Annotated in this window: 11 protein-coding genes and 1 pseudogene; 7 read left to right on the top strand and 5 right to left on the bottom strand. The window is 73.4% G+C overall.

Annotated elements, in window-relative coordinates:
- Both ABZ371_RS21435 and ABZ371_RS21430 read left to right on the top strand, forming a co-directional pair.
- Window positions 1–645 (top strand): DUF3017 domain-containing protein (locus ABZ371_RS21435; RefSeq protein WP_358682023.1); only part of this gene is annotated, 645 nt, incomplete at its 5' end.
- Window positions 646–1,046: 401 nt separating this feature from the next.
- The gene (locus ABZ371_RS21430) at window positions 1,047–2,036 is read left to right on the top strand and encodes a malate dehydrogenase (RefSeq protein ID WP_099173760.1); all 990 of its coding nucleotides are present in this window, start codon (window positions 1,047–1,049) and stop codon (window positions 2,034–2,036) included.
- 87 nt (window positions 2,037–2,123) lie between these two features.
- Here the strand turns inward: ABZ371_RS21430 and ABZ371_RS21425 are convergent, their stop codons facing one another.
- Both ABZ371_RS21425 and ABZ371_RS21420 read right to left on the bottom strand, forming a co-directional pair.
- Window positions 2,124–2,888 carry an isocitrate lyase/phosphoenolpyruvate mutase family protein gene (locus tag ABZ371_RS21425; RefSeq protein ID WP_358682020.1) on the bottom strand — a complete coding sequence of 255 codons (765 nt, stop codon included), beginning with the start codon at window positions 2,886–2,888 and terminating at the stop codon, window positions 2,124–2,126.
- Between the two features lie 119 nt (window positions 2,889–3,007).
- Window positions 3,008–3,517 (bottom strand): carboxymuconolactone decarboxylase family protein, encoded by a 510-nt coding sequence (locus ABZ371_RS21420; RefSeq protein WP_358682017.1) that lies wholly within the window; start codon window positions 3,515–3,517, stop codon window positions 3,008–3,010.
- 47 nt (window positions 3,518–3,564) lie between these two features.
- Between ABZ371_RS21420 and ABZ371_RS21415 the strand changes: the two genes are divergently transcribed.
- The 3 genes from ABZ371_RS21415 (at window position 3,565) to ABZ371_RS21405 (ending at window position 6,765) form a co-directional block, all read left to right on the top strand.
- Complete coding sequence (locus ABZ371_RS21415) at window positions 3,565–4,962, top strand: PLP-dependent aminotransferase family protein (protein ID WP_358682015.1); 1,398 nt, start codon at window positions 3,565–3,567, stop codon at window positions 4,960–4,962.
- A gap of 336 nt (window positions 4,963–5,298) precedes the next feature.
- Entirely contained in the window at window positions 5,299–5,574 is a 276-nt protein-coding gene (locus ABZ371_RS21410) for a hypothetical protein (protein WP_358682013.1), read from the top strand.
- Between the two features lie 3 nt (window positions 5,575–5,577).
- Complete coding sequence (locus ABZ371_RS21405; RefSeq protein ID WP_358682010.1) at window positions 5,578–6,765, top strand: glutathionylspermidine synthase family protein; 1,188 nt, start codon at window positions 5,578–5,580, stop codon at window positions 6,763–6,765.
- A gap of 27 nt (window positions 6,766–6,792) precedes the next feature.
- Here ABZ371_RS21405 and rocD read toward each other — a convergent pair whose 3' ends face one another.
- The gene (gene rocD / locus ABZ371_RS21400; RefSeq protein ID WP_358682007.1) at window positions 6,793–7,998 is read right to left on the bottom strand and encodes an ornithine--oxo-acid transaminase; all 1,206 of its coding nucleotides are present in this window, start codon (window positions 7,996–7,998) and stop codon (window positions 6,793–6,795) included.
- A 174-nt stretch (window positions 7,999–8,172) separates the two neighbouring features.
- On the opposite strand from rocD, the gene trpS reads away from it, so the two are divergent.
- Window positions 8,173–9,186 carry a tryptophan--tRNA ligase gene (gene trpS / locus ABZ371_RS21395; protein WP_358682004.1) on the top strand — a complete coding sequence of 338 codons (1,014 nt, stop codon included), beginning with the start codon at window positions 8,173–8,175 and terminating at the stop codon, window positions 9,184–9,186.
- A gap of 102 nt (window positions 9,187–9,288) precedes the next feature.
- Window positions 9,289–9,879 (top strand): 2'-5' RNA ligase family protein, encoded by a 591-nt coding sequence (locus tag ABZ371_RS21390; protein ID WP_358682001.1) that lies wholly within the window; start codon window positions 9,289–9,291, stop codon window positions 9,877–9,879.
- 101 nt (window positions 9,880–9,980) lie between these two features.
- Here the strand turns inward: ABZ371_RS21390 and ABZ371_RS21385 are convergent, their stop codons facing one another.
- Both ABZ371_RS21385 and ABZ371_RS21380 read right to left on the bottom strand, forming a co-directional pair.
- Complete coding sequence (locus ABZ371_RS21385) at window positions 9,981–10,739, bottom strand: decaprenylphospho-beta-D-erythro-pentofuranosid-2-ulose 2-reductase (protein WP_358681998.1); 759 nt, start codon at window positions 10,737–10,739, stop codon at window positions 9,981–9,983.
- A 74-nt stretch (window positions 10,740–10,813) separates the two neighbouring features.
- Window positions 10,814–11,356 (bottom strand): annotated as a pseudogene (locus ABZ371_RS21380) (decaprenylphosphoryl-beta-D-ribose oxidase); the annotation flags it as partial.
- Window positions 11,357–11,450 lie beyond the last annotated feature (94 nt).

Below are 11,450 nucleotides of genomic sequence, written 5' to 3'. Positions count from 1 at the left end.
GCCAAATCCGCCGGGTCGGCCGAACCCGCGGAAGCGGCCGAACCCGCGGAAGCGGCCGAACCCGCGGAAGCGGCCGAACCCGCGGAAGCGACCGAACCCGCGGAAGCGACCGAACCCGCGGAAGCGACCGAACCCGCGGGAACGACTGAGCCCGCGGAGGCGGCCGCCTCCCAGGGGACGTCCGAGCCCGGCGATACGCCCGAGCCCGGCGACACCGCCGGGTCCGAGGCGGGCGGCGGCTCCACGAGGGCGCGCTCGCGCCGCTTCTCGCTCACGCGTGACACCGCGCGCCCCGAGGGCGGCGGCCGCGCCGCCCCGAAGGACGCGCCCGCCCCCGCCCGGCAGTGGCCCCTCCTCGCGGTGCTCTGCACCGCCGGAGCCGGCCTGCTCCTCGTCGGTGGCGACCCCTTCACCGAGGCCTTCAGGATCGGCACGATGCTGATCGGCGTCGCCCTGCTCGCGGGCGCGGTGCTGCGCTGGGTGGTCCCCTCCGTCGGCATGCTGGCCGTACGGTCCCGGTTCACCGACCTCGTCACGTACGGCCTGATGGGCACGCTCATCGTGCTGCTCGCCCTCATGGCGCAGCCGAAACCGTGGCTTGACGTCCCGTTCCTCCAGGACGCGGTCCACTTCACGATCCGCTAGGCGTGTCTGCCGCGCAGGTGGTGTCCGTCCCCTCCCCCGAGGAGGGACGGACACCCGGCCGGGCCGTCCGCACAAGACCTCCCGGAAAACGGTGACTCGGCGGCCTTGCCCTGCCACGGTTCATGGTCATGGACATGCGATACGCCGTACAAGGCCACCCCGGCCCCTGTGGCACGGAAGTGACCATTCCGCCATCGTGTGATCGTCGGGCAACGATGCGTGGCCGGCGACGGGCGGGCGTGGTACGCGACCCGCTGTGTGCGGGGCGCCACAGGGGGGCGCGCGGCCGGGAGGGGGTACGTCGGATAGCCTGACGCCGGATATCTCTTCACATCAAGATTCAGAGGTGTCCCGCACCAGGGGCAGGGGCCCCTACCGCCAGCTGTCTAACGGAGATCGCCATGACCCGCACTCCCGTGAATGTCACCGTGACCGGCGCAGCCGGCCAGATCGGCTACGCGCTGCTCTTCCGCATCGCCTCCGGCCACCTGCTCGGCCCGGACGTGCCGGTCAACCTGCGACTCCTCGAGATCCCGCAGGGCCTCAAGGCCGCCGAGGGCACCGCCATGGAGCTCGACGACTGCGCCTTCCCGCTGCTGCGCGGCATCGAGATCACGGACGACCCGAACGTCGGCTTCGCCGGTGCCAACGTCGCCCTCCTGGTCGGCGCCCGCCCGCGCACGAAGGGCATGGAGCGCGGCGACCTGCTGTCCGCCAACGGCGGCATCTTCAAGCCGCAGGGCAAGGCCATCAACGACAACGCCGCGGACGACATCAAGGTGCTGGTCGTCGGCAACCCGGCCAACACCAACGCGCTCATCGCCCAGGCCGCCGCTCCGGACGTACCGGCCGAGCGCTTCACCGCGATGACCCGGCTGGACCACAACCGCGCGATCTCCCAGCTGGCCGCCCGGACCGGCGCCGCCGTCTCCGACATCAAGCGGCTGACGATCTGGGGCAACCACTCGGCGACCCAGTACCCGGACATCTTCCACGCGGAGATCGCGGGCAAGAACGCCGCCGAGGTCGTCAACGACGAGGCATGGCTGGCCGACACCTTCATCCCGACCGTCGCCAAGCGCGGCGCCGCGATCATCGAGGCGCGGGGCGCCTCCTCGGCCGCTTCGGCGGCCAACGCCGCCATCGACCACGTGCACACCTGGGTCAACGGCACCGCCGAGGGCGACTGGACCTCGATGGGCATCCCGTCGGACGGCTCCTACGGGGTACCCGAGGGCATCATCTCCTCCTTCCCCGTCACCACGAAGGACGGGAAGTACGAGATCGTCCAGGGTCTCGACATCAACGAGTTCTCCCGGGCGCGCATCGACGCGTCCGTGAAGGAGCTCACCGAGGAGCGCGACGCGGTGCGCGAGCTCGGCCTGATCTGACCGGCGCCCGGCCCCGGCCGGGCCCGCACGCGTGGGCGCCTTCCGCGAGCATCTGCTTGCGGGAGGCGCCCACGGGTGTGTGCGGGGTCAGTGGCCGCGCAACCGGCCGGCGAGGCCGTGCACGGCCCGGGCCGCCCACCGCTGCATCTGCGGGCCGAACGTGATCCGTGCCGCGCCCAGTTCGCCCAGCCGCCCGGCGTCGGACCGGCTCTCGGGTGAACCGGGGCCGTCGGCGGAGCCGAGGGAGCCGAGCGCGTTGAGCGGGACGGGGACGGCGGCGGCCAGCCGGGGCAGGTCGCCGGGCGGAGCGGTGATCGGATAGACGCAGTCGGCGCCGGCGGCCGCGTACAGCCGGGCGCGGGCGATCGTCTCCTCGACCACGTCCGTACCGGCCGGGACGCCCCGGATGTACGTGTCCACACGGGCGTTGACGAAGAGGCGCCCGCCCGCCGCGGCGCGGACCCCGGCGAGGAAGTCCGCCTGGCGCTCCGGCTCCCGGAGCACCCCGTCCGCGGAGTCCTCCAGATTGCAGCCGACCGCCCCCGCTTCGAGGAGGCGCTCGGCCAGTTCCGCGGGAGCCAGCCCGTACCCGGCCTCGACGTCCGCCGACACGGGCACGGAGACGGCCCGGGCGATCCGTGCGACCGCCGCGAACATCTCGGCGGCGGGCGTCCGGCCGTCGGCGTACCCGAGGCAGGCCGCGACGCCGGCGCTCGGGGTGGCCACAGCGGGGAACCCAACCCCTTCGAAGGCCCGTGCGCTGGGCGCGTCCCAGGGGCCGGGCAGGACCAGCGGGTCGCCGGGGGAGCGGCCGTGGTGCAGGGCGCGGAAGACGGACACGGGCTCGTTCATCGGTGCTCCGGTGCTGGGAGGCGTTGCCGGTTCCGGCGGAAGGGCGGGAAGCGGGGCAGCGGGCGGGCGGGAAGCCGGGGAGCGGGCACGAGCCCGCCGGCCGACAGGCGTCCGCCGGCTCAGTGCTTGATGTCCCCGGGCGTGTAGTGACCGGGCACCTGCCGGGTCGTCACGCCGAAGCGGTTCCACGCGTTGATCACGGTGATGGCGGCGATCAGCTGGGCGAGCTCGGCCTCCTCGAAGTGCTCGGCGGCCTTCGCGTAGACCTCGTCCGGCACGAAGCCGTCGGTCAGTACCGTCACGGCCTCCGTCAGCGCGATCGCCGCCAGCTCCCTCTCCGTGTAGAAGTGCTGCGACTCCTCCCAGGCGTCGAGCTGGATGATCCGCTCGACCGACTCGCCCGCCGCCAGGGCGTCCTTCGAGTGCATGTCCAGGCACAGCGCGCAGCGGTTGAGCTGCGAGGCGCGGATCTTGACCAGTTCGACGATCACCGGGTCGAGTCCCTTGGAGGCCGCGGCGTCCAGCCGGACCATCGCCTTGTAGACCTCGGGGGAGAGCTTGGCCCACGGCAGGCGGGCGGGGTGCTCGGGTGCGTGCGTGGTGGTGGAGGTGTGCGTGTGCGTCGTCATGGATATGACGCTACGGCGTGGTTGGCGCACCGGTATGGTCCATTTCCATGACGGATACCTGGGCCGCTTTCGGTGCCGACCTGCACATCGAACCGGTCGGCTCCGGTGTGCGCGTCGGGCTCGTGAACGCACTGCGGGAGGCGGTCCGCGGCGGCCGTCTGGTGCCCGGCACCCGTCTGCCGTCCTCCCGGACGCTCGCCGCCGACCTCGGCGTGGCCCGCAACACCGTCGCCGACGCCTACGCGGAACTGGTCGCCGAGGGCTGGCTGACCGCACGCCAGGGCTCGGGGACCAGGGTGGCGCAGCGGGCCGTCGCCCGGCAGCCGGTCACCCGGCCGGTGCGGTCCCGCCAGGAGCGGCGCCCCGCGCACAACCTGATGCCCGGGTCGCCGGACCTCTCGACGTTCCCCCGCACCGAGTGGCTGAGGGCGTCCCGGCGCGCGCTCGCCGCCGCCCCCGACGAGGCATTCGGGTACGCCGACCCGCAGGGGCGCATCGAGCTGCGCACCGTACTGGCGGACTACCTGGCGCGGGCGCGCGGCGTGTACGCCGATCCGGAACGCATCGTGGTCTGCTCCGGGTTCGTCCACGGCCTGATGCTGATGGGGAAGGTGCTGCGGCGGCACAGGGTGCGGGAGACGGCCGTGGAGTCGTACGGGCTGGACATCCACCGCGACCTCCTGACCGAGAAGGGCCTGCGCACCCCGTGCCTGCCGGTGGACGGATCCGGGGCCCGGACGGGTGAACTGGGCGGCATGCGGGGGGTGGGCGCGGTACTGCTGACGCCGGCCCACCAGTTCCCCACGGGCGTGCCGCTGCGCCCGGACCGGCGGGCCGCGGCGGTCGACTGGGCACGGTCGAACGCGGGGCTGATCCTGGAGGACGACTACGACGGCGAGTTCCGCTACGACCGGCAGCCCGTGGGCGCCCTGCAGGGCCTCGATCCCGAGCGGGTCGTCTACCTGGGCACGTCCAGCAAGTCACTGGCCCCGGGGTTGCGGCTGGCCTGGATGGTGCTGCCCCGGCGGCTGGTGGGCGAGGTGTGCGACGCCAAGGGCGGTTCCGACTGGATGTCCGGGACGCTGGACCAGCTGACGCTCGCGGAGTTCATGAGGTCGGGTGCGTACGACCGTCACGTGCGCTCCGTGCGGCTGCGCTACCGGCGCCGCCGTGACCAGCTCGTCGAGGCGCTCGCCGAGCGGGCGCCGGGCTGCCGGGTGAGCGGCATCGCGGCCGGGCTGCACGCGGTGCTCGAACTGCCCTCGGGGACCGAGCGGTCGGTGGTGCGCGCGGCGGCCTGGCAGGGACTCGCCCTGGAGCGGCTGTCGAAGTTCCGGCACCCGGACGCGGATCCGGTCCGGGACGGACTCGTGATCGGCTACGGCTCTCCGTCGGAGAGCGGCTGGCAGGGGGCGCTGGACGCCCTGTGCCGGGTGCTGCCGTGACGGCCGGTCAGGTGCCGACAGGCGGGTCGGGGGGGGGGCCCCCGGGGGGGCCCCCCGCCGCGGCCGGCGCGGGGGGGGGGGGGGGCGGGGCGGGCGCGGGGGCGGCGAGGGGGTCTGGGGGGGCGCGCCCGGGGGGGGCGGCCCCCCGCCCGCGGCCCCCCCCCCCACGGCCGGACCGGTACCGGCAGGGGAGCCGGCCTTACGCGCGGATGTCCCGACATGGGAGACGTGCCTCGGCACCGGGTTTCGACGAGCCCGGGCAGGGATCTAATCTGACCGGGTGCCGGGTGGTCGACCGGCAGCCGAACGATTCACCGGTAGACGGGGGCACAGGACATGTCCAGACGCAGACTGCGGTCCAGCACGGTGGTGCTCGGCGGCGTGGGAATCCTCGCTGCGACGCTCACCGCATGCGGGTCCGAGCCCGACAGACGGTGTGTCGACCCGGTGACCCGGAAGGAACTGCCCGACTACGAGTGCAGGAACAGCGGCGGAAGCGGCTCGTACTACTACGGGGGGAAGAGCAGCAACGGCAGACTCTCCGGCGGCAGTTTCGACAAGTCCGCCGTCGACCGGGGCGGTTTCGGCGGCTCGGGCACCGGCGGAGGCTGACCCGTGGAGCGCCGCACCACCGAGCCGCGCCCCGGCTGGCAGCGCATCGTCGAGGAACAGGGGCTGATCTACCCCCTGACCCGCTACCCGGACGGATCGCTGCGCCCGTACTGGGACGAGAGCGCCTACTACGTCTTCTCCCTGCCCGAGGTCGAGGCGCTGGAAGAAGTGGTGGAGGAGCTCCACACGATGTGCCTGGCCGCGGCCGCGCACATCGTCGAGCACGACCGCTTCGCCGACCTCGGCATCACCGACCGCCGGCTGGCCGGGCTGATCGCCGAGTCGTGGCGCCGCCGCGACGAACTCCCCTCCCTGTACGGCCGCTTCGACCTGCGGTACGACGGCTCCGGCCCGGCGAAGATGCTGGAGTACAACGCCGACACGCCGACCTCCCTGGTGGAGGCGGCGGGCCCCCAGTGGTTCTGGATGGAGGACCGCTTCCCCGGCGCCGACCAGTGGAACTCGCTGCACGAACGCCTCGTCGACGCCTGGAAGCGGCAGGCCGCCCTCCTGCCGCCCGGACCCGTGCACTTCGCCCACTCCGACGGCGACGAGCTGGGCGAGGACCTGATGACCGTCGCCTACCTGCGCGAGACCGCCGAGCAGGCCGGCATCACCACCGAGGCACTCTCCGTGGAGCGCATCGGCTGGGACCGGCTCACCGGCCGCTTCGTCGACGAGCGGCTCCGCTTCATCCGCAGCTGCTTCAAGCTCTACCCGTGGGAATGGCTGGCGGCCGACCGGTTCGGACCGCACGTGCTGGACACCCTCGACAACGGCGGAGGCACGGGCACCACCTGCTGGATCGAGCCGGCCTGGAAGATGCTCCTCTCCAACAAGGCGCTGCTGGCCGTCCTGTGGGAGCTGTACCCCGGCCATCCCAACCTGCTGCCCGCCTACCTCGACGGCCCGCGCGAACTGGCGGGCGCCGGGGCGGCGGGTTACGTCGCCAAGCCGCTCCTCGGCCGCGAGGGCGCCGGGGTCACCGTGCACGAGCCGGGCAGCGCGCCGGTGACCCGCGAGGAGACCTGCTGCTACCAGGAGTTCGCACCGCTGCCCGACTTCGCGGGGAACCGGGTGGTGCTCGGCGCCTGGGTGGTCGGCGACGAGGCGGCGGGGCTGGGCATCCGGGAGTCGGCGGGGCCGGTCACGGACGGGTACGCCCGCTTCCTGCCGCACGTCATCCTCTGACCCGGCGGCCCGGCCGGGCCGGGCCGCTCACCCGGCCAGGACGCCCCGGAGCTGGTCCAGCCCCCAGTCCAGGTCCTCCTTGCCGATCACCAGGGGCGGGGCGAGCCGGATCGTGGAGCCGTGGGTGTCCTTGACCAGGACCCCGCGCTCCATCAGCCTCTCCGAGATCTCCCGGCCGGTGCCCAGGGCAGGGGCGATGTCGACGCCCGCCCACAGGCCGCGCCCCCGTACGGCCGTCACCGCGCCCCCGCCGGCCAGCAGCCCCAGCTCGCGGTGCAGGTGGTCGCCCAGCTCCGCCGCCCGCTGCTGGAACTCTCCCGTGCGCAGCATCGCGATCACCTCCAGCGCGACCGCGCAGGCCAGCGGGTTCCCGCCGAACGTCGACCCGTGCTCACCGGGGCGGAAGACCCCCAGCACGGCGGCCGAGGACACCACGGCCGAGACCGGCACCACCCCGCCGCCCAGCGCCTTGCCCAGCACGTACACGTCGGGCACCACCCCCTCGTGCTCGCACGCGAAGGTCCGGCCGGTACGCCCGAGGCCCGACTGGATCTCGTCGGCGACGAACAGGACGTTCCGCTCCCGGGTCATCTCCCGCACCCCGGCCAGATAGCCGGGCGGCGGCACCAGCACCCCGGCCTCGCCCTGGATCGGCTCGACGAGCACCGCGACCGTGTTCTCGGTCATCGCCGCGCCGAGCGCGGTCAGGTCCCCGTACGGCACGATCTCGAAGCCCGGGGTGTACGGGCCGAAGTCGGCCCGCGCCTCGTGGTCCGTGGAGAAGCTGACGATCGTCGTCGTGCGGCCGTGGAAGTTGTCGGCGGCGACGATGATCTTCGCCATCCCGTCCGGCACGCCCTTGACGCGGTAGCCCCACTTGCGGGCGGTCTTCACCGCCGTCTCCACGGCCTCCGCACCGGTGTTCATGGGCAGGACCATCTCCATGCCGCACAGCTCGGCCAGCCCGGCGCAGAAGTCGGCGAAGCGGTCGTGGTGGAACGCCCGCGAGGTCAGCGTCACCCGCTCCAGCTGGGCCTTGGCCGCGTCGATCAGACGCCGGTTGCCGTGGCCGAAATTGAGCGCCGAGTAGCCGGCGAGCATGTCGAGGTAGCGGCGACCCTCCACGTCGGTCATCCAGGCGCCGTCCGCGGAGGCGATGACGACCGGCAACGGGTGGTAGTTGTGCGCGCTGTGCGCCTCGGCGGAGGCGAGGGCGGTTTCCGTGGTCGGCACGGGGTCTCCGATCGTCGTGCTGCGTGGGCGGGGGTGTGCCCACTTTGTATCGTCGGTCGGATCAGCCACGGGGAAACCTTCCGGGTGCGGCGCGCCCCCGCGCCCGGCCGCGGCCGAACCGCCTTTCCCGCACCGCTTGACGGAGATCGGTTCCGCACCTGAGACAATGAGTGCATGGCCTCTGACCGACCCCGCGTGCTCTCCGGAATCCAGCCCACCGCAGGCTCGTTCCACCTCGGCAACTACCTCGGCGCAGTCCGCCAGTGGGTGGCCCTCCAGGAGTCCCACGACGCGTTCTACATGGTGGTGGACCTGCACGCCATCACCGTGCCGCAGGACCCCGCGGAGCTCCGTGCCAACACCCGGCTCGCCGCCGCGCAGCTGCTGGCGGCCGGGCTGGACCCGGAGCGTTGCACGCTCTTCGTCCAGAGCCACGTCCCCGAACACGCCCAGCTCGGCTGGATCATGAACTGCCTCACCGGCTTCGGCGAGGCGTCCCGCATGACGCAGTTCAAGGACAAGTCCGCCAAGCAGGGCGCGGACCGGGCCACCGTGGGCCTGTTCACCTATCCGGTGCTGCAGGTCGCGGACATCCTGCTGTACCAGGCCGACCAGGTCCCGGTCGGCGAGGACCAGCGCCAGCACATCGAGCTCACACGCGACCTCGCCGAGCGCTTCAACGGCCGCTTCGGGCAGACGTTCACGATCCCGTCGCCGTACATCCTCAAGGAGACGGCGAAGATCTTCGACCTCCAGGACCCGGCGGTCAAGATGAGCAAGTCGGCCTCCACGCCGAAGGGCCTCGTCAACCTCCTGGACGAGCCGAAGGTCACCGCCAAGAAGGTCCGGAGCGCGGTGACCGACACGGACACCGTGATCCGCTTCGACACCGCGGAGAAGCCCGGTGTCAGCAATCTCCTGACCATCTACTCCACCCTGACCGGCACCGCCGTCACCGACCTCGAGCAGAAGTACGAGGGCAAGGGGTACGGCGCGCTCAAGACCGACCTCGCCGAGGTGATGGTGGAGTTCGTCACGCCGTTCCGGAACCGCACCCGGGAATACCTGGACGACCCGGAGACGCTGGACTCGCTCCTGGCCGAGGGCGCGGAGAAGGCCAGGGCCGTCGCCGCCGAGACGCTGGCCCGGACCTACGACCGCATGGGCCTTCTGCCGGCCAAGCACTGAGTCCAAGGACCCTGGCGGCCGCACGGCCCGACACGGCACACTTGCGTCGGGACGACCGCCGGTACGGCCGAAAATCGACCATCGACGATTGAGGAGAACGATGTGGGGACCGTAACGCTTGGCGTTTCGATCGCGGTCCCGGAGCCGTACGGCAGCCTGCTCCAGGAGCGGCGCGCGAGCTTCGGGGACCCTGCCGCGTACGGCATTCCCACCCACGTCACCCTGCTCCCGCCGACCGAGGCCGAGGCGGCGGACCTCCCCGCCGTCGAGGCACACCTCGAAGGGATCGCCGCGGCCGGCCGCCCCTTCCCGATGAGGCTGTCCGGCACGGGCACCTTCCGGCCGCTGTCGCCCGTCGTCTACGTCCAGGTCGTCGAGGGCGCCTCGGCCTGTTCCTGGCTCCAGAAGCGGGTGCGGGAGGCGTCGGGACCGCTGGTGCGCGAGCTGCAGTTCCCGTACCACCCGCACGTGACCGTGGCCCACGGCATCACGGAGGAGGCGATGGACCGCGCGTACGAGGAGCTCTCCTCCTACGAGGCGGCCTGGACCTGCGGTTCCTTCGGACTGTACGAGCAGGGCGCGGACGGTGTCTGGCGTCAGATCCGCGAGTTCCCGTTCGGGGCCGGGGGCGGCCCGACCGCGGTGCCGGCCCAGGGCGGCCGCCCCGTGGGACGGCCGACGCTGCGGCCCTGACGGGCCCGGCCCCGCGGACGTCCGGCGGGACAGGGGCGCTGCCCGCTCGGCCGGCCCACCGCCGTCGGGACGGACGGCGCCTGCGGCCCTGACCGGCCGTCTCAGCGCACCGGCAGCCGCCGGAACAGCGGGCGCGGCACGTGGCGCAGTGCCGACATGACCACCCGCAGGGCACCGGGCACCCACACCGTCTCCGAGCGCCGCCGCAGCCCCGTCACGATCGCGTCGGCGACCGCGCCGGGGGTGGTGGCGAGCGGTGCCTCCTCGCGCCCCGCCGTCATCCGGGAGCGTACGAAGCCGGGGCGTACGACCATCACGTGCACCCCCGTCCCGTGCAGCGCGTCCCCGAGCCCCTGCGCGAAGACGTCCAGGCCCGCCTTGCTGGAGCCGTAGATGAAGTCGGCCCGCCGGGCGCGCTCGCCCGCCGCCGCCGAGAGCACCACCAGCGAACCGTGGCCCTGCGCCTGGAGCGCGCCGGCGCACACCAGACCGGCGGAGACGGCACCCGTGTAGTTCGTCTGCGCCACCCGGACCGCGGCGAGGGGCTCCTCCTCGTCGCGCGCCTGGTCCCCCAGGATGCCGAAGGCCAGCAGGACCGCGTCCACGTCACCGTCGGCGAAGACCTTGCCGAGCACCTCCTCGTGCGATGCCGGGTCGAGGGCGTCGAAGGCGACGGTGCGGACGTCCGCGCCCAGCTCGCGCAGCTCGGCGGCGGCCCGGTCCAGGGCGGGGGAGGGGCGGCCGGCCAGCCGGACCGTGCGGGTGCGCCGGGCGATCAGCCGGCGCGCGGTGGCCAGCCCGATCTCGGACGTGCCACCGAGGACGAGCAGGGACTGAGGGGCACCGAAGGCGTCCTTCACGGGTGACTCCTGGGGACGTGGCCCGCACGGGGCGGACGGGTGGAGGGGTGAGCGGGTCCGGACCGGGCCCGGGCTCAGAGTCCGAGGCGGCGGGACAGGTCCGACCGGAAGGCCCCGGCCGGGTCCAGCTCCGCACGCAGGGCGCGGAACTCCGCGAGCCGCGGGTACATCGCGGCGACGGCGTCCGGGCGCAGGCGCGCGTCCTCGGCGAGGCAGACGCGGCCCCCCGCCGCCGCCACCTCGTCGTCCAGGCCGTCGAGCAGTCGCGCGAGCCCGGGCAGCCCGGCGGGCAGCCCGAAGGAGAGGGTCCAGCCGGGCACCGGGAACGACAGCCAGCCGGGACCGGCGTCCCCGAAGCGTTCGAGCACGGCCTGGAAGGCGGGGCAGCGGCGGGCCGACAGCCTGCGCACGATGCGGTGCACCGTCTCCTCCTGCCCGTGTCCGACGGCGAACTGGTAGCGCACGAAACCGGCCCGCCCGTAGAGGCGGTTCCAGTGGGGCAGGACGTCCAGCGGGTGGAGGAAGGCGGAGATGCGCTGGAGCGCACCGCCGCGGGAGAGGGCGGCCCCGCGATGGCGCAGCTCGCCCAGGAAGGCCGCGGAGGTCCGGTTGAGCAGTGCGGCCGGCGACCCCGCTGTTCGACGCGACAGCGGGGGGCCTGGGACTGACCGGCGTCATCCTTTCCGCCTCGCTCGGCCTCCGCCGGGTGGC

Origin of the sequence: Streptomyces sp. NPDC005899 (assembly GCF_040629645.1) — a bacterium.
Taxonomy (GTDB): domain Bacteria; phylum Actinomycetota; class Actinomycetes; order Streptomycetales; family Streptomycetaceae; genus Streptomyces.
This window is presented reverse-complemented; position numbering and strand designations above follow the sequence as displayed.

Bases quoted from the DNA above. Each gene is read 5' to 3' on its own strand.
- ABZ371_RS21430 (WP_099173760.1), top strand. From the start codon at position 1,047: ATGACCCGCACTCCCGTGAATGTCACCGTGACCGGCGCAGCCGGCCAG.
- ABZ371_RS21425 (WP_358682020.1), bottom strand. From the start codon at position 2,888: ATGAACGAGCCCGTGTCCGTCTTCCGCGCCCTGCACCACGGCCGCTCC.
- trpS (WP_358682004.1), top strand. From the start codon at position 8,173: ATGGCCTCTGACCGACCCCGCGTGCTCTCCGGAATCCAGCCCACCGCA.
- ABZ371_RS21420 (WP_358682017.1), bottom strand. From the start codon at position 3,517: ATGACGACGCACACGCACACCTCCACCACCACGCACGCACCCGAGCAC.
- ABZ371_RS21415 (WP_358682015.1), top strand. From the start codon at position 3,565: ATGACGGATACCTGGGCCGCTTTCGGTGCCGACCTGCACATCGAACCG.
- ABZ371_RS21410 (WP_358682013.1), top strand. From the start codon at position 5,299: ATGTCCAGACGCAGACTGCGGTCCAGCACGGTGGTGCTCGGCGGCGTG.